This is a genomic window from Paenirhizobium cremeum, from assembly GCF_022884085.1.
In the GTDB taxonomy this organism is placed as follows: Bacteria; Pseudomonadota; Alphaproteobacteria; order Rhizobiales; family Rhizobiaceae; genus Allorhizobium; species Allorhizobium cremeum.
Genome location: NZ_JAGGCS010000007.1, coordinates 100065 through 117195 on the forward strand (window position 1 = coordinate 100065; position 17131 = coordinate 117195).

General features: G+C 63.5%; 15 protein-coding genes and 1 pseudogene. 4 read left to right on the forward strand and 12 right to left on the reverse strand.

Annotated elements, in window-relative coordinates; genetic code table 11:
• Positions 1-114 precede the first annotated feature (114 nt).
• From pcaD to J5N58_RS14350, 9 genes are all read right to left on the reverse strand, one after another.
• Positions 115-969 (reverse strand): 3-oxoadipate enol-lactonase, encoded by an 855-nt coding sequence (pcaD, locus tag J5N58_RS14310; protein ID WP_244711326.1) that lies wholly within the window; start codon positions 967-969, stop codon positions 115-117.
• A gap of 100 nt (positions 970-1069) precedes the next feature.
• Positions 1070-2401: an MFS transporter gene (locus tag J5N58_RS14315; RefSeq protein WP_112827100.1), complete on the reverse strand. Its 1332-nt coding sequence runs from the start codon at positions 2399-2401 to the stop codon at positions 1070-1072.
• Between the two features lie 41 nt (positions 2402-2442).
• Positions 2443-3231 carry a benzoate diol dehydrogenase BenD gene (benD, locus tag J5N58_RS14320; RefSeq protein ID WP_113442493.1) on the reverse strand — a complete coding sequence of 263 codons (789 nt, stop codon included), beginning with the start codon at positions 3229-3231 and terminating at the stop codon, positions 2443-2445.
• A complete protein-coding gene (gene benC, locus J5N58_RS14325; RefSeq protein ID WP_244711329.1) occupies positions 3228-4259 on the reverse strand; it encodes a benzoate 1,2-dioxygenase electron transfer component BenC in 1032 nt (343 codons plus the stop codon). The genes benD and benC overlap by 4 nt, the downstream gene beginning before the upstream one ends.
• 41 nt (positions 4260-4300) lie before the next feature.
• Positions 4301-4789 (reverse strand): benzoate 1,2-dioxygenase small subunit, encoded by a 489-nt coding sequence (benB, locus tag J5N58_RS14330; RefSeq protein ID WP_112827097.1) that lies wholly within the window; start codon positions 4787-4789, stop codon positions 4301-4303.
• The gene (locus tag J5N58_RS14335; protein ID WP_113487011.1) at positions 4786-6144 is read right to left on the reverse strand and encodes a Rieske 2Fe-2S domain-containing protein; all 1359 of its coding nucleotides are present in this window, start codon (positions 6142-6144) and stop codon (positions 4786-4788) included. Before J5N58_RS14335 ends, benB begins: the two co-directional genes overlap by 4 nt.
• A 207-nt stretch (positions 6145-6351) precedes the next feature.
• Entirely contained in the window at positions 6352-7290 is a 939-nt protein-coding gene (gene catA, locus J5N58_RS14340) for a catechol 1,2-dioxygenase (protein ID WP_112827095.1), read from the reverse strand.
• 74 nt (positions 7291-7364) lie between these two features.
• Positions 7365-7655 (reverse strand): muconolactone Delta-isomerase, encoded by a 291-nt coding sequence (catC, locus tag J5N58_RS14345; protein WP_113487013.1) that lies wholly within the window; start codon positions 7653-7655, stop codon positions 7365-7367.
• A 4-nt stretch (positions 7656-7659) separates the two neighbouring features.
• Entirely contained in the window at positions 7660-8811 is a 1152-nt protein-coding gene (locus tag J5N58_RS14350; protein WP_113466231.1) for a muconate cycloisomerase family protein, read from the reverse strand.
• Positions 8812-8905: 94 nt separating this feature from the next.
• Between J5N58_RS14350 and J5N58_RS14355 the strand changes: the two genes are divergently transcribed.
• The 4 genes and pseudogenes from J5N58_RS14355 to J5N58_RS14370 all read left to right on the forward strand — a co-directional run bounded on the left by J5N58_RS14355 (position 8906) and on the right by J5N58_RS14370 (position 15230).
• Entirely contained in the window at positions 8906-9838 is a 933-nt protein-coding gene (locus tag J5N58_RS14355; RefSeq protein ID WP_113487109.1) for a LysR family transcriptional regulator, read from the forward strand.
• Positions 9839-9946: 108 nt separating this feature from the next.
• Positions 9947-11376, forward strand: a pseudogene (locus J5N58_RS14360) (sigma-54-dependent transcriptional regulator).
• Entirely contained in the window at positions 11369-13393 is a 2025-nt protein-coding gene (locus J5N58_RS14365) for a sensor histidine kinase (protein WP_112827090.1), read from the forward strand. The pseudogene J5N58_RS14360 and the gene J5N58_RS14365 overlap by 8 nt, the downstream one beginning before the upstream one ends.
• A 181-nt stretch (positions 13394-13574) precedes the next feature.
• Complete coding sequence (locus tag J5N58_RS14370) at positions 13575-15230, forward strand: OFA family MFS transporter (RefSeq protein ID WP_112827089.1); 1656 nt, start codon at positions 13575-13577, stop codon at positions 15228-15230.
• 138 nt (positions 15231-15368) lie between these two features.
• Here J5N58_RS14370 and J5N58_RS14375 read toward each other — a convergent pair whose 3' ends face one another.
• From J5N58_RS14375 to J5N58_RS14385, 3 genes are read right to left on the reverse strand one after another with little or no spacing between them, the layout of a single operon-like run.
• Complete coding sequence (locus J5N58_RS14375; RefSeq protein WP_112827088.1) at positions 15369-15773, reverse strand: DUF2177 family protein; 405 nt, start codon at positions 15771-15773, stop codon at positions 15369-15371.
• A 12-nt stretch (positions 15774-15785) separates the two neighbouring features.
• Positions 15786-16451 (reverse strand): ChrR family anti-sigma-E factor, encoded by a 666-nt coding sequence (locus J5N58_RS14380; RefSeq protein ID WP_113339866.1) that lies wholly within the window; start codon positions 16449-16451, stop codon positions 15786-15788.
• The gene (locus tag J5N58_RS14385) at positions 16448-16981 is read right to left on the reverse strand and encodes a sigma-70 family RNA polymerase sigma factor (RefSeq protein ID WP_112827150.1); all 534 of its coding nucleotides are present in this window, start codon (positions 16979-16981) and stop codon (positions 16448-16450) included. The genes J5N58_RS14380 and J5N58_RS14385 overlap by 4 nt, the downstream gene beginning before the upstream one ends.
• Between the last annotated feature and the right edge of the window lie 150 nt (positions 16982-17131).

Consider the following 17131-nt stretch of genomic DNA (forward strand, 5'->3'; position numbering starts at 1 on the left):
TTTTTTTGTCGGGCGGGCGGCGGCCTGCCGTCCGTCCCAGTCAGAAACGATCAACGCGGAAGGGTGTCAAGCCGGCGGGAGGGGTTCGACCGCCGGACCAGGCCGGATCATCGGTCATTCTGCCGGGCGGATAGCTGCCGGCTGCTGATCGAGAAAGTCTCTGACTGCCGCATTGAACAGGTCGGCCGCCTCGATGTTGACGATGTGCCGTCCTGGAAGAGAGAGATGGCTTCCCCGTTGCACGCCGCTTGCGATCTGCTCGAGATCGGAGGGAGGACATACCGGATCGGCAGCGCCGGATATGGCGAGAACCGGGTTGGCGATCCCTCCGATTTCAGTGCGAAGATCGGCGTCAGCCAGCGCCGCGCAACAGCCCACATAGCCCTCGACCGAGGTCGCGGCGAAACGGTCGAGAATATCCCCCACGATGCCAGGCTCCGCCTCCCTGAATTCCGGGGTGAACCATCTTTCGCCGGTTGCAGCGCGAAGGCCCTCCAGTCCGTCTTTCCGCACCGCCTGGATGCGGGCGCTCCAGCTCTCCGCCGTTCCTATCCTAGCCGCCGTGGCGCAAAGCACGATTTTTCCGAGCCGGCGGCCCGCATGGATACCGAGCCACTGCCCCGTCAGCCCGCCGATGGAGAGGCCGCAAAAATGCGTCTGCCCGATATCGAGGGCATCGAGCAGCCTGAGCACGTCGCCGCCGAGATCGGAAAGCGAGTACGGCGCGGGCGGTGCCGAGGACAGGCCGTGACCGCGCCTGTCATAGCGCAGCACGCGGTAACGCTCCGACAATGCTTCTGCCTGAGCGTCCCACATGTGCAGGTCGGTGCCGAGCGAATTGCAGAAGAGCAGCCATGGCCTGACTTCGTCCGAGATGTCGCCGTCGATGCGATAATGGAGGCGATGGGTGGAGAGATCGAGATGGGGCATTTTACCGGAACTCTTCAGGCCGTGGATTATGGGGTTCATCGGGCCTGTCCCGGCAGCGGCTCCAGCGCGGGACAGGTCGATGGAACGGATGACGACCGATAGGGTAGCCGGCATGTCCACCCGCCGGCTACCCCGTTTCTCATACCATCGCCAGCTGGACGGCGCTCTCGCGCCGGGCGTTGCTGACGGCGAAGACCGCCATCGCGAGAGCGGAAACCGCCGCCGGTACGGCGAAAATCAGGAAGTTCTGCTGCAGCGGCAACTGCTGGGCGAGCAATACGCCGCCGAGCGTCGGTCCGACGATGGCGCCGATGCGCCCGACACCGGAGGCCCAGCCCAGCCCCGTCGAACGGACGGAGAGGTTATAGAGCTGCGCCACGCTGGCATAGAGCAGGATCTGCGTGCCGATGGTGGTCGCCCCGGCAACGAAGACCATGAGGAAAAGGATGCCGGCCGGCGGATTGTAGCCGATGAGCGCGATCGAGACGGCGGCTGCGAGGAAGAAGCCGACCACGACTTTCGGCAGGCCGAAGCGATCCCCGAGCCGGCCGCCGGCAATCGCGCCGACCATGCCGCCGAAGTTCAGCGAGAAAAGACTGAGAAGGCTCGCCTTTTCCGCATAGCCGGCTTCCTGCAGCACCTTCGGCAGCCAGGACGACAGCAGATAGACCAGCAGCAGGCAGCAGAAGAAGGCAACCCACAGCATGAGGGTGCGCAGGCTGCGCTGGTGACGGAAGAGTTCCGCGACCGAGGCGGATGCACCCTTGGTTTCGCTGAAGACCAGCCTATCGTTTTCACCGAGGCGCGCGGCGGGATCGATCTTGGCATAGATGCGCTTTGCCTTTGCCTGATCGCCCTGGCGGATGAGGAAACCGAGCGATTCCGGCAGCTGCCACAGGATGAAGGGCAGCATGACGAGCGGTACGGCGGCAATGAAGAACATCGGCTGCCATCCGTATTGCGGAATGAGACCGATGCCGAGGCCCGCCGCCACCATGCCGCCGACCGAGTAGCCGGAGAACATCAACGCCACCATGGTGCCGCGCAGGCGCTTCGGCGCATATTCGTTCATCAGCGCGACCGCGTTCGGCATCAGTCCGCCGCAGCCGAGACCGGCGATGAAGCGAAAGACCTTGAACTGGTCCGGCGAGGCGGCGAAACCGGTGAAGAGCGTCGACACCGTGAACAGCATGAAGCTGATGGCGATACCCTTCTTGCGGCCGATCCTGTCGGCCAGCGGCCCGAAGACCAACGCGCCGAACATCATGCCGAACAGCGCCCAGGCCTGGAGAGCGCCGGCCTGCGGCTTGCTCAGGCCCCATTCCGCAATCAGCGTCGGCAACACCGTGCCGGCGACGAAGACGTCGTATCCGTCGACGATGAGCAATAGCGCGCAGAGCGCCACCACCGTCCACTGGAACCCTCCGAAGGGATGGCTGTCTATTGCTTCATTCACATCGATATTGCGCATATCACTCCTCCCCGAGTTGTCACGCATGGAAATAAGGTGGACTATCCGAGATCGCCGCCTGCGACCGGCAGCACGCTGCCGGTGATGTAGGACGCCTCGTCGGAGGCGAGGAAAAGGATCGGCGCGGCCTGTTCCCCGATGGTCCCGTAGCGTTTCATGAAGCTCGACTGCTTCACCTGATCGACCACTTCCGACATCCAGCCCCGTTCCTCGGCCGTGTCGCCCTCGGCATTGCGAGGAACGCGGCGGGCGGGCGCCTCCGTGCCGCCGGGTGCCGTCGCCACCACGCGGATATTGCGACCGGCGAGTTCCATGGCGAGCGACTGGGTGATCGCGTTCACGCCGCCCTTCGCCGCCGAATAGGGGACGCGGTGAATGCCGCGCGTCGCATTCGACGAAACATTGACGATCACGCCGCCGCCGCGGGCAAAAAGATGCGGAATGACCGCATGGCAGCAGTAAAGCGTCGGCATCAGCGAGCGGCGGATTTCCGCATCGATCTGCTGTGGCTTGAATTCCGCAAACGGTCGCATGCGGATGGCGCCGCCGACATTGTTGACGAGAATGTCGATGCCGCCGAACCTTTCCGCCGCAAACCGCATCGCGGCTTCCGCCCCGTCATGTGTCTCCAGATCGGTGTTGAAGGCTGCGGCATTGGGGCTTGCGGCCTCCGCGACGACCTCGCCGATGAAATCGGCCCGGTCGACAAAAACCACCTGTCCGCCCTCCTGCACCGCGCGCAGGGCGACGGCGCGCCCGATGCCCTGTGCCGCTCCGGTCACCACGAGCACCTTGCCGGCGAAGCGGTTCTCAAAGACCGGCGCGTTCATGCGCTTTCCTTCAGCACGGCGTTCGGCGTGAACTTCTCGTAGTGGAAGTTCGCCGGCCTGACGCCGGTCTCGTCGAAATGGCGCCGCACCGCATCGACCATCGGCGGCGGACCGCAGAGATAGACATCGAAACCGCCATTGGCCGGCATGTCCGCCGGCATGTGCTCGGTCACCCAGCCCTTGCGCGGATGCGAGGATGCTCGGTCGGCCACCACGGTCGCAAAGCTGAAATTCGGCAGGCGGGTCGCATAGCGTTCCAGTTCCTCGACGAGCACAAGGTCGAGATCGCGCGTGACGCCGTAGATCAGATGGACCTTCTGCTGCGAGCCGGCGCGGGCGAGCACTTCCAGCATCGACAGGAACGGCGCAAGCCCGGTGCCGCCGGCCAGCATGAGAAGCGGCCGCTCGTCGTTGCGCAGATAGAAGCTGCCGAGAGGACCGGTGATATCGAGCCTGTCTCCGGTTCTTGCCCTTGCAAGCCAGCTGCTCATCACGCCGCCCGGGATCTTTTTTATGAGAAAGCCGATGCGCCGTTCGCCCGGCGCGCTGCTGAAGGAGTATGAGCGGGTCAGACCGCTGCCGGGGACGTCGATGTTGACATACTGGCCCGGCAGGAAGACGGGCGCCTGCGCCGCTGCGTCGACATCCAGTTCCAGCACGATCGTGGCATCGTTGTGCGGCGTTATGCCCGCCACCGTGGCGGCAAACGACTGCTGGCCCGTCTTGCAGGCGAAGGACGTCGTCGGCACCGAAAGAACGCAATCGCTCGACGGGACCATCTGGCAGGTCAGGACAAGGCCCTTCCCAGCCTCGTCCTCGCTCAGCGCATCCTCGATATAATCGCTGCCGAGATCGTAGGCGCCGCTTTCCGCCCGGCACTTGCAGGTGCCGCAGACCCCGTCGGAACAGTCCATCGGCAGATTGATCCTGTTGCGGAATGCGGCATCGAGCACCTTCTCCCCCGCCTTGCAATCGATGAAGCGGGTCACCCCGTCCTCGAAGTTCAATGCAATCTTGTAGCAGGCCATGGAACCCTCCTCATCAGTTCGTGAAAGCCCGGTGACACAGGTCAGATGTGATAGACGTCGATGACCTGGCGGATGTAATCGTTCTTCAGGACGATCTTCTTGTTCGAGATCAGCAGACCGTCGCCGTCTTTGCGCAGCGTGACGAACATGGTGCCGAAGAAATGGTCGGTGACTTTGTAGCGATGGTTCAGCGTGTGGAAGTTGTAGCGCACGTCGACCTCGTCGCCCCGCATCTCCAGCACTTCCACATTCGTCACATTGTGGCTGGTGCGCGGCTCCGGCGTCGAGGCGCCGGAACGTTCGGTCTTGATGCGGAACACCCGGTCTTCCAATCCGTCGCGGTTCGGGTAGTAGATCAGGGAGATCTGCGACTGCGGGTCCTCGGTGATCCGGTCGTCGTCATCCCAGGCCGGCATCCAATAGGTGACGTCCGGAGCGTAGCAGGTCAGCCACGCATCCCATTCGCGGTCATCGAGAAGACGTGCCTCGCGATACAGGAAGGCACAAATGGCGTCTAAGGAAATGCTCATGCTTTCGCTCCCGTCTTCTCGGTGGCAAGCGCTTCGCGCATCACATTCGCCCAGTATTCGTGCTGGCGGACGAACAGCCCCTCGTCCTCGCTGCGCTCGCCGGAGAGCAGCGGGTTGAGGCCCATGCGCCTGGCGTTGTCATCGGGACCGTCGATCCAGAGCGGCGCACCACGCGACAGGTCGTTCCACAACGCCGCCGTACCGGCATAGCCTGCCTGGCAGGCGCGAAACTCCTCCAGATCGTCCGCCGTACCCATGCCGGACACGTTGAAGAAATCCTCGTACTGGCGGATGCGCAGGGTCCGGTCCGCCTCGCTTTCGCCCTTCGGCGCGAAGCAGAAGATGCTGATCTCGGTCTTGTCGACGCTGATCGGGCGGGTCACGCGGATCTGGGTGCTGAACTGGTCCATCAGGAACACGTTCGGGTAGATGCAGAGGTTACGGGTCTGGTTGACGATGAAATCCGCCTTGTTGTCTCCGACCCGCGCCCGGATTTCGTCCCGGTGGCGATAGACCGGCCGCACCTCGGGGTTCATCGTGTTGGTCCAGAGCAGGATATGGCCGTTCTCGAAGCCGTAGACACCCGCGACGGAGCGGCTCCAGCTGTTGGCGTCCACCGCCTTCGTGCCCTCCTCCTTGCGCCGGCCCATGGTGGCGGCATAGTTCCAGTGCACGGAGCTGACGTGGTAACCGTCGCAGCCGTTTTCCATCTGGAGCTTCCAGTTACCGTCATAGATGTAGGAGGAATTGCCCCTCAAGACCTCGAGCCCGTTCGGCGCCTGATCGACGATCTGGTCGATGATGACCCTGGTCTCGCCGAGATATTCCGCAAGCGGCGCCACGTCTTCCTTGAGGCTGCCGAACAGGAAGCCGCGATAGCTTTCGAAGCGGGCGACGGGGGTCAGATCGTGCGAGCCGTTCTTGCCGAACTGCGGCGGATACTGCGTCGTCTTCTCGTCCTTGACCTTCAGAAGCTTGCCGGTGTTGGAAAAGGTCCAGCCGTGGAACGGACAGGTGAAGCTGCCCTTGTTGCCGTGCTTGCGCCGGCACAGCATCGCGCCGCGATGGGCGCAGGCGTTGATGACCGCATGCAGCTCGCCGTTCTTGTCGCGCGTGACGACCACCGGCTGCCGGCCGATATAGGTGGTGTAATAGTCGTTGTTTTCCGGAACCTGGCTTTCATGGGCCAGATAGACCCAGTTGCTCTCGAAGATGTGCTTCATCTCCAGTTCGAACAGGTCTTCGTCGGTGAAGATGTCGCGGCGGCAGCGGAATACGCCTGCCTCCTTGTCGTCCTGAACGGCGCTGGCAAGCAGCTGGTCGAGGTCCCGGGCCTTGTCGATGATTGCGGACATGAGCGTTCTCCCGCAGGGGCGCGCCGGTGGCGCGGCCCTTGCCACAATGTCGGTGATAACGTTGGGTTGGCGGCGGCCACTTCGGGCCGCCGGTCTTGCCGCCGGCCAAGGCATGTCTCGCAGAAGTGTGTATCGGTTCTGCGGTTGCGGCATGCCAAAGACCGGACTTGAAGCTTAAGACGCGAACCCGAAGGATCGCGACACGCTTCAGGCAGCGGCGCGCTGGCGCTGTTCGTTGACCTGGTTGTCGACGCCATCGACAAGCGCGGTCAGGCGGATATCGAACACGATCTCGGCGAAGGGGCCGTTCAACCCATTGGCGTGGATGCTCGCCTCGTCCGTCCGTTCGATGACCGAGGGCACCAGACCGTCGCGAGTCGCATAGGCAAAATCGTCGTTAATCAACGGATCGCCTTCGATGTTGATCTGCGTCGTCAGCTTACGGTGACCGTCGGCGCTGATGAAAAAGTGGATATGGGCCGGACGCTGGCCGTGGCGGCCAAGGGCCGACAGCAGTTTCTCGGTCGGGCTGCCCGGCGGCACGCCGTAGCCATGCGGCACGATGCTCTGAAACTTGTAACAGCCCTTGTCGTCGGCGATGATCGTGCGGCGCATGTTGAACGGCGCCTGCTTGCCGGTCGGATCGAAATGCGAATAGAAACCGCGCGTGTCGCAGTGCCAGACCTCGACCTTCGCCCCCGGCAGCGGCTTTCCATCGGAGCCGTAGACCGTACCGTGCATGATGAGCGTGTGGCCGTTCTCGTCGGTCCCGTCGTCGAGGCGGGCGAAGCCCTTGGACACCGGGGCGCCGGCCACGTAGAGCGGGCCTTCGATGGTGCGCGGCGTGGGGTTCTCGATCCCGAGCGCCGCGTCGATGGCGTCGAGACGCTCGTCGAGGAAGTGATCGAGGCCGAGGCCGGGCGAGATCAGGCCGGCCTGTCCGGCGGCGCCGAGTTCGTTGAGCCAGGCGATGCCGGTCCAGTATTCATCAGGCGTGACGTTCAGGTCGTCGATCGCCTTGAAAAGATCCGACATGATCCGGTGCACGATCTCCTTCATGCGCGGATTGCCGCCAGTATTGTCGAGACCGCTCAGGACCTTCAGAAATGCCTGAATATCCGGCCTGTCGAAAATCTTAACGTTCATGGTCACTCCTCCTCTTGGATAGCTTGGTAAATCAGGCGGGCCCGTCCTCCCGGGCCCCTCCGCCGGCGGCGGCGTCAGGTGTCGTCGCCGCGGATCGAGGACGGATGCCGCAGCAGCGGCGCGACCTCGATATGCATGAACTTGAACAATGGCAGGCCCGAGAGGATCTCGTGCAGCTCCGTATTGTCCTTCACGTCGAAAACACTGAAGTTCGCGTATTCGCCGGCAATGCGCCAGATGTGCCGCCACTTGCCGCTGCGCTGCAGTTCCTGCGAATAGGCCTTTTCCCGGGCGATAATCTCCACCGCCTCTTCCTGGGGCAGATCGTGGGGCAGGCGAACGTCCATCCGAACATGAAACAGCATGATCTCACCCCACCACACGCAGGGTCGAGGCGTGCTTGCCGCCCCTGCGGAAACGATCGACGGCTTCTTCCGCAAGGGCCACGCCGAGCCCCGGCCCTTTCGGCAATTGCAGCTCGAAATTCTCGAAGCGCAACGGCTCCTCAAGCAGTTCCTCGGTGAGAAGCAGGGGGCCGAAGAACTCGGTGCCCCATTCCAGTTCCCTGACCGTCGCCATCAACTGAGATGCTGCGATGGTGCCGATCGGCCCCTCCAGCATGGTGCCGCCGTAAATCCCGATGCCCGCGGCTTCGGCGATGGCGATCACCCGTGCGGCGGCAAACAATCCTCCAGCCTGCTCGATCTTGATCGAGAACACATCGGCCGCCCGCGCGCTCGCGGCCTCAAGGGCGCTTTCAGGCCCGACCAGAGCCTCGTCGGCCATGATGGCAACCGGAGACGTCCGCCGCAGCCGCGCGAGCGACGAAATCCCCTCCACCGGCTGTTCGACCAGCACGCAGCCGGCATCGGCCAAAGCCGCAATCGCGCCGCGCGCCTCCCGCTCCCGCCACGCCATGTTGACATCCACCCGGATGGAGGCCAGGTCCGGCAGCGCCTTGCGGATCGCGCCCACGTGGCGAATGTCCTCTTCAATCGACTTCACGCCGATCTTCAGCTTGAAATCCTTGTGTCGCCGCTGATCGAGCATGGCCTGCGCCTCGTCGATATCCCTGGCCGTATCGCCGGAGGCGAGGGTCCAGGCAATCGGCAGGCTGTCGCGGCGGCGGCCTCCGAGAAGCTCCGACATCGGCAGCCCCAGACGGCGCGCATGGCAATCGAGCAGGGCAGCCTCGACGGCGCATTTGGCGAAGTGATTGCCCTTCACCGCCTTGGCGACAAGGTCCATGGCGGACTGGACGCGGGTCGCGTCGCGACCGATAAGCAGCGGCGCGATATATTCGTCGATCGTCAGCTTTATGCCTTCCGGGCTTTCCGGCCCATAGGCGAGACCGCCGATGGTCGTTCCCTCCCCCAGCCCCTCGAAACCGTCGGAGCAGCGGATGCGGACGATGGTCATGCTCTGCCGGTTCATGGTCACCATCGAGAGCCGATGGGGCCGAATGGTGGGCAGATCGAGTATAATCGTTTCGATCGCACTGATGCGGATTTCGATAGACACCGAGCCTTCTCCCTTGATTACAAGGAAACTAGCGTCCAATTTGAAATCGGTCCAAAACTATAAAGGTTGGATTTTATACCTGAAAGGTATGACGATGGAGCTAAGGCAGCTGCGCTATTTCCTCGCCGTGGCGCGTGAACGGAACTTCTCGCGCGCCGCGGAAGTCCTGCATATCGCCCAGCCGCCCCTCAGCCGGCAGATCCAGCAACTGGAAGAGGAACTGGGCGTCCTGCTGATCGACCGGTCGAGCCGTCCTCTCGACCTGACGGAGGCCGGACGTTTCTTCTATGAACAGGCCGGCCAGATCCTCGCCCGGACCGAACACATGCGCGAACAGACCCGCAAGATCGGCATGTCGAAACGGGAGCGCTACGTCATCGGCTGCGTCGGCTCCACCCTTTACGGCGGTATCCCGGATCTCGTCCGCCGCATGCGCCGGCGCTGGCCGGACCTCGACATCGAAATCCGGGAACTGATGTCGACCGAGCAGATCACCGCCCTCAAGGAGCGGCGGATCGATGTCGGCTTCGGCAGGGTTCGCTTCAACGACAGGGAAATCGAGAGATTGACGTTGCGCGAGGAGCGGCTGGTCGTCGCTTTCCCCAAGGGCCATCCGAAATCGCTGTCCTCCGAGCCGATCGCGCTTGCCGAACTCGAGGGAGAACCCCTCATCGTCTACCCGTCGACGCCGCGCCCCAGCTTCGCCGACGAGATCCTCAACATGCTGACCGAGCAGGGGATTTCCCCCGGCAATGTGGAAGAGGTCAGGGAAATACAGACGGCGCTCGGCATCGTGGCAGCCGGGGTGAGTTCGTGCATCATTCCCGCGGCATCGCAAAGGCAACGGCCCGACGACGTCTGTTACCGGATGATAAAGGACGAGAAGGCGACGTCGCCGATCATCATGAGTTTCCGGCGCGACGATGCGAAAGGCAGGATCGAGGAGATCAAGCAGCTCATTCGTGAAATGTACGCCGACAACCCGCCCTGGCTGCAGCTTTCAAATGTGCAGCTCGACGGCGGCTGAGCTCTCCGTCCGCGTTGAGGGCCGCGCCGACGATGAGGCGTTTGCGGCATCCTGTGGACGCCAGAACGGCCGCATCGCTCCGTTTTGGCGTTTCGGGCCGGCTCTGTTATGAATGGTTCGACGTTGAACGAGGGGGGACGCGACGCGGTGAGGATCGAACCGGGACGGAGAGTTTTGGCCAGCCAGAGGGATCCGGAATTCGGCCCGTGGCTCGCGCAGGCCTCGATCCTGATCGTCGACGACGAACCCGGCATGCGCAATTTTCTCGTGCGCACGCTGGAGCCGCGATGCAAGCTGATCGAGGAGGCTGCCAATACCGAGGAAGCCTCCCGCAAGCTCGACCAGAACCATTTCGACGTCGTCATCCTCGACAATATCATGCCCGGCAAGAACGGCGTCGACTGGCTGAACGAGCAGCGCGGCATCGGCTTTTCGCCGATGCGATCCTGATGACGGCCTATGCCGACCTCGAAACCGCGATACGCGCCCTGCGCGCCGGCGCCGTCGACTTCGTGCTGAAACCCTTCCGGTCCAACCAGATCCTGAATGCGGTTGCCCGCTGCCTCGACCGCATGCGCCTGCAGCGGGAGAATTTCGTGCTGCGTTACGAGCTGAAGGCCTCCGCCGACCATATCCTGCTGCGGGACAAGCTCATCGGCGGCTCGGCCGCCGTGCAGCATGTGCGAGAGGCCATCGCGCGCGTTGCGCCGCTGCCGACGACCGTCCTGCTGACGGGCGAGTCCGGCACCGGCAAGGAGGTGGCGGCGCGCTCGCTGCATGCGCTTTCCGACCGGGCCGCGAAACCGTTCGTGCCGGTGAACTGCGCGGCCATTCCGCCCGATGTGATCGAGTCCGAACTGTTTGGCCATATCCGCGGCGCCTTCACCGGCGCCGAAAGCCGGCGTGACGGTCTCTTCCTGCATGCGCAGGGCGGCACGCTGTTTCTCGACGAGATCGGCGAAATGCCCCTGCCGATCCAGTCCAAGCTGTTGCGGGTGATCGAGGACCGGCGTGTCAGGCCGGTTGGCGCCGAACGCGAAGTGCCGATCGATCTGCGCTTCGTCTTCGCCACCAATGCCAATCTGGAAAAGCTGGTGCAGCAGGGGGCGTTCCGCGCCGATCTCTACTATCGCATCAATGTCATGCAGCTGCCGCTGCCTCCGCTGCGCGAGCGCGCGGACGATGTGCTGGAACTTGCCGAACTCTTCATGCGCAAGCTCTCGCAGCAACTCGGAATGCCGCCGGTGCCGATCGACGCGACGGTGAAGGCGGCGCTGAAGGCCTATGGCTGGCCGGGCAATGTGCGCGAACTGCGCAATCTCATCGAGCGCACGCTGATCCTCGGCAGCTTCCCCAAGGATTTCCACGGACCCGTTTCGCCACGCGCCGAGGCGGCGCAGGATACGCTGGAAGCCGTCGAGCGGCGGCACATCCTTTCGGTGCTCGCCGAAACGGGCGGCGACCGGGACGCGGCAGCCCGCCTGCTCGGGATTTCACGAAAGACCATCGATCGCAAGCTTGTGGCCTGGAATGGCTGAGCACGCATCCGACAAGGTCGCCAGCCGGGGCGTTTCCATCCGCGTCCGGCTTCTCGCCATCGCCCTTCTGCCGACACTGGTCATTCTGCCGCTGCTGCTCGTGGCCACCATGGCGCGCTGGGAAGGCAAGTTCGACGCCCTGCTGATCTCGAAGGTGAACGGCGACCTCACCATCGCCCACCAGTATCTCCTGCGCATCCTTGAAAACACAGGCGAGCATCTGAACGCGCTTTCGGAATCGGTTGCCCTTCGCGACGCCGCATCCTCCTCCCGCGAGACGGGCTCGCTCGCGAACTATCTACGCGAAAGCCGCGAAAGGCTGAAGCTGGATTTCCTTTTTCTCGTGGAGCCGGATGGCCGCATCATCGGTTCCGTCGATACCCCCTCCTCGACTGCGATCCGCACCGACTGGCCGGTGATGGCCTCGGCCTTCGCCGGCAGGCCGAGCACGGCGATCGATATTCTTTCACACGAGGAGCTTGCGGCGATCTCGCCTGCGCTGGCGAAGAGGGCCAGTCTCGATCTCGTGCCGACACCCAACGCCGTCCCGACGGACCGCACCGCGGAAACGCGGGGCATGGTGGTGCATTCCGCAAGCCCGGTAAACGTGCCGGGCCTGGAAGGCGCGGCCATTGTCGGCGGTATCCTGCTGAACCAGAATCTCGAATTCATCGACACGATCAACGATCTGGTCTACCGCAAGGCGAGCCTGCCGGAAGGCAGCCAGGGCACGGCCACGCTGTTCCTGGACGACGTTCGCATCAGCACCAATGTGCGCCTGTTCGAAGATAAACGCGCGCTCGGGACGCGCGTTTCCGCCGCCGTTCGTTCCGCGGTCCTCGATGAGGGGCGGGTCTGGCTCGACAGCGCATTCGTGGTGAACGACTGGTACGTCTCGGCCTACGAGCCGGTGAGGGACAGTTTCGGCAATCGTGTCGGGATGCTCTATGTCGGCTTCCTCGAAGCGCCGTTCTCGCGCGCCAAGATGGAAACCATCATCGGCATCGCCATCGCCTTTCTGCTGGTCACGGCAGCAAGCGTGCCGATATTCCTTCGCTGGGCCCGTTCGATTTTCAAACCGCTGGAGCGCATGACCGGCACCATCGCCGCCGTGGAGTCCGGCGATCTCGGCGCACGCACCCGACTTGAAAACCCGCGCGACGAGATCGGCGTCGTATCGGCCCATCTCGACCATCTGCTCGATCAGCTCCAGGACCGGGATCGCGAGTTGCGGGCCTGGAACGACGAACTCAACGATCGCGTCGCCGAGCGCACGCGGGAGCTGGAACTCGCCAACCAGCAGCTCGAGGCGACCACCAAACAGCTCATCATGTCGGAGAAGCTTGCGGCAATCGGGGAAATCACCGCCGGGGTGGCGCATGAAATGAACAACCCGATTGCGGTGATGCAGGGCAATCTCGAAGTCGTTCGCAGCGTGCTGGACGACCGGGCGACGGAAGTCGCAACCGAACTTCGGCTGATCGACGAACAGATCCACCGCATGACGTTGATCGTCAACAAGCTGCTGCAATTCGCGAGGCCGGAGGAATATGCCGGCTTCCTGGAACGCCACGCCGCCGCCGAAGTCATCTCCGATTGCCTGCCGCTCGTCCAGTATCTGCTCAACAAGGCGGATATCCGGGTCGAGCGCGAGGACACCGCGACACGGCTCCTCTTGATGAACCGAACGGAGCTGCAGCAGGTGCTCGTCAACCTCATCGTCAACGCGATCCATGCGATGCCGAACGGCGGCACTCTGCGCCTCGCCAGCCGCGATGAGCAGCGCGACAGCAGGCCCGGCGTGACGATCGAGGTTTCCGACACGGGCATCGGCATGGCGCCCGATCTCATAGAACGCATCTTCGACCCGTTCTTCACGACGAAACGCAGCGAGGGAACGGGCCTCGGCCTGTCGATCAGCCAGACGCTGATCGACCGCCAGGGCGGCGCATTGTCCGTCGAAAGCACCGTCGGCGCGGGAACGACCTTCTTACTCTGGCTGCCCGAAGCGGACTGATTGTCCGGACATTTTGTCCAGGCGAAGGACATTTTGTCCCCGAAAAACGACCCGCCCTACCCTTAACTCCTTGATAACGAAGGAATCGCCGGCTGGCACGGCGCTTGCTGTTTATCAATTGCCTGCGAGCCGGAAGCTTTTTCGGCCGGGCGCGGCATCGACAAGAGGGAGGAAAATTCGAATGTCTGTGACCACGGAACAACTTTCGGGCGGCTATCAAGGCGCTGGGCTGCTCGATCGCGAACGGATCATCGCCAAACCCGGCTTCAACCGCTGGCTCGTGCCGCCGGCCGCGCTCGCCATCCATCTCTGCATCGGCATGGCCTATGGCTTCTCCGTCTTCTGGCTGCCGCTCACCAAGGCGCTCGGCAGCACGCCGGACAGTTGCTCTTCCCTGACGCTTGCCGGCGCGCTGTTCACCACGGAGTGCAACTGGCGCGTTGCCGATCTCGGCTGGATCTACACGCTCTTCTTCGTTCTTCTCGGCTGTTCCGCGGCCATATGGGGCGGCTGGCTGGAGCGCGTCGGCCCGCGCAAGGCCGGTTTCGTCTCGGCCTGCTGCTGGTGCGGCGGCATCCTGATCGCCGCGCTCGGCGTCATGTTCCACCAGCTCTGGCTGATGTGGCTCGGCGCCGGCGTGATCGGCGGCATCGGGCTCGGGCTCGGCTACATCTCCCCCGTCTCCACGCTGATTAAGTGGTTTCCCGACCGTCGCGGCATGGCGACCGGCATGGCCATCATGGGCTTCGGCGGCGGCGCGATGATCGGCGCTCCGCTCGCAAACCTGCTGATGAACACCTTCAAGACGGACACCTCCGTCGGCGTGCTGCAGACCTTCGTCGTCATGGCCGCCGTCTACTTCGTCTTCATGATGGGCGGCGCCTTCGGCTACCGTATCCCGCCCGCCGGATGGCGGCCGGATGGCTGGACGCCCGCCGCCACCGGCAAGGCCATGATTACGACCCGCCATGTGCACCTGCGCGATGCGCACAAGACGCCGCAGTTCTGGCTGATCTGGGCCGTGCTCTGCCTGAATGTGTCGGCAGGCATCGGCGTGATCGGCATGGCCTCCCCCATGCTGCAGGAAATCTTTGCCGGCTCGCTGATCGGGCTTCCGGACCTCACCTTCTCCCAGCTCGATGCGGCGCAGAAAACCCAGATCGCGGCAATCGCTGCCGGCTTCACCGGCCTGCTTTCGCTGTTCAACATCGGCGGCCGGTTCTTCTGGGCGTCGCTTTCCGACAAGATCGGCCGCAAGAATACCTACTTCACCTTCTTCATCCTCGGCATCCTGCTCTATGCGACCGCGCCGACGCTGGCCGACATGGGCAACAAGGCGCTGTTCGTGCTCGCATTCGCCATCATCCTGTCGATGTATGGCGGCGGCTTCGCGACGATCCCGGCCTATCTCGCCGATATCTTCGGGACGCAGTTCGTCGGCGCGATCCACGGACGCCTGCTCACGGCCTGGGCAACCGCCGGCATCGTCGGCCCGGTCGTGGTGAACTACATCCGCGAAGCACAGGTCGCGGCGGGCGTCGCGCCGGGGCCGGCCCTTTATTCCGGCACCATGTATATCCTCGCCGGCATGCTGGCCCTCGGTCTCGTCGCCAACCTTTTCGTCCGCCCCCTTTCGGACAAATGGTTCATGTCGGACGAGGAAGTCGCTTCCCTGCAGGCCAAATCCGCCGCGGCCTCGGCCGGCCCGACGGGCTCGTTCGGCATCGGCAAGGGCGGCCTCGACGGCAAGGCCGCGCTTGCCTGGCTGGTTGTCGGCATTCCGCTGCTCTGGGGTGTATGGGTTACGCTGAAGAGCAGCCTGGCTCTGTTCGGCTGACGCAGAAATGGCGGCATGTCGTTTTTTCGAACGCGCATGCCGCCGCTCTCGTCCGTCGATTGCGACGAGGCGCAACCCCTCCGCATTTGCGGCCTGCCTGAGAAATCGGGGAGCGTCTCCCCGGTCATTCCTTATCCGTCATGCCTTGAGAAGCGCGACCGCCGCATAGCCGGCACCGGCGGCAACCGAGGTCAGCGCCGCGCCCCACGCCATGTCGACAAGGCTGATCTGCAGGGACCAGTTTTTCAACGTGGCCAGATTGGTCATGTCGTAGGTACCGTAGGCGATCAGGCCGAGAAGCGCGCCGTTGGCGAGCGCAGTGGCCATGCTTGCCTTGTTCAAGCCGGGCATGACGGCGAAATAGACGATACCGACGATGTAAAAGAGATAAAACAGCGCGGCCGCCGTCATGTTCGGACGATCACGCAGGATGTCGCCGATCTGCGAGCGATAAAAGGCGCCGGCGACACGGCTCAGCCAAACATAATCGAGACCGAACAGCACAATCGCGGACGAGAGATAGGCGATCAGATAGGTAGGCATGACGAAGTGTCCCTAGATCCCGAGAACAGGCTGGATAAGGCGCAAGAACCGGCTCTTGAAGCGGAGCGGCGCATCCGTGACGGCGAGACAGATACAATCCTCGTCCTTTCCGGCAACCGGCTGGTGTTCGAGCATTTCGTCCGCCTCCTCGATGTCGCCGCGCCCGAAGCGACCGGTGCGGTCGCTAAAGCTTCCGGAAAGCACGAGCGTCAGTTCACGCCCGCCATGGCTGTGCTCCGGCACCGGCTTGCCGGCGGGGATGCGCAACAGGCGCGCGGTCGTTTCGTCGTCCAGCGTCGGGATCAGAACGTGATGAGCGCCGCGCCCGAGGGGCTTCCATCTGAGTTCATGCGCATCTCCGCCAAGGTATGAGCGCAGCGGCTCGGGAAGGACGGCGCCGTCCAGGCGCTCGGTGGGTCGGGATATGACCGGCTTCGGGAGCACGTCCGTGTTCGTCAAGCGCTCGCGCACCTGCGCCCAGGAACCTTCCATGTCGTCCCGGTCCCCTTGAAGTTCGTCCAGCATTTCTCCCGCGGCGGCCTCGAAACGGCGAAGTCTTGAACGGCATTCGGGGCAAAGTGCGAGATGCGTCGCAACGGCCAGGCTCCAGCCCTCGGCAAGCTCGCCGGTGGCATAGGCCGCGAGCAATCTGTCGCTCAAATGATGGCGGACGGTCATGACCGTTCTCCCAGGCTCTTCCGGAGTTTGGCGACCGCCATGCGGATGCGGGATTTCACCGTTCCGAGAGGCAGGCCGTACTCTTGTGCAAGTGTGGCGTGCGGCACCTCGCCGAAGAAGGAACGTTGCACGAGTTCAAGCTGTTCGGGCGGCAGGCGCCCCATCGCCGCAAGAAGCCTGTCTGCCTCCTGCCGGTTCTGCAACTCGACATCGGCGGGTTCGATGGCGGCCGGGACAAAGGCGGGATCGTCAGGATCGAACTCGGGCCGGTTCTGCTTGCGGAAGGCGGAAATCACCAGATTGCGCGCTATCGTAAAGATCCAGGCGGAAACCGCGCCTTTTTCCGGATCGAACAGGGCGGCCTTGTTCCAGACCGACATCATCGCTTCCTGCATCAATTCCTCGGCCAATTGCCTGTCCCTGATCTTCCTCATCATGTAGGTCTTCACCCTGGGCCCGAAATGGCGAAACAGTATCTCGAAGGCCGCCACATCGCGGTCGCGCGCAACGGCCTCGACAAGGCTCGACATGTCTTGCGGACTTTCATTCATAACCGTCGTGCGCGCCTTCCTCGCCGCGGTTTCGCCACCCCTCCGCGCGATTTTCCCGCCAGGGGCGGTCTGTCCAAAATGACACCGGTCGAAAGTCGGCGGAACGAGTATCGTCATGTTCCCCTCTAC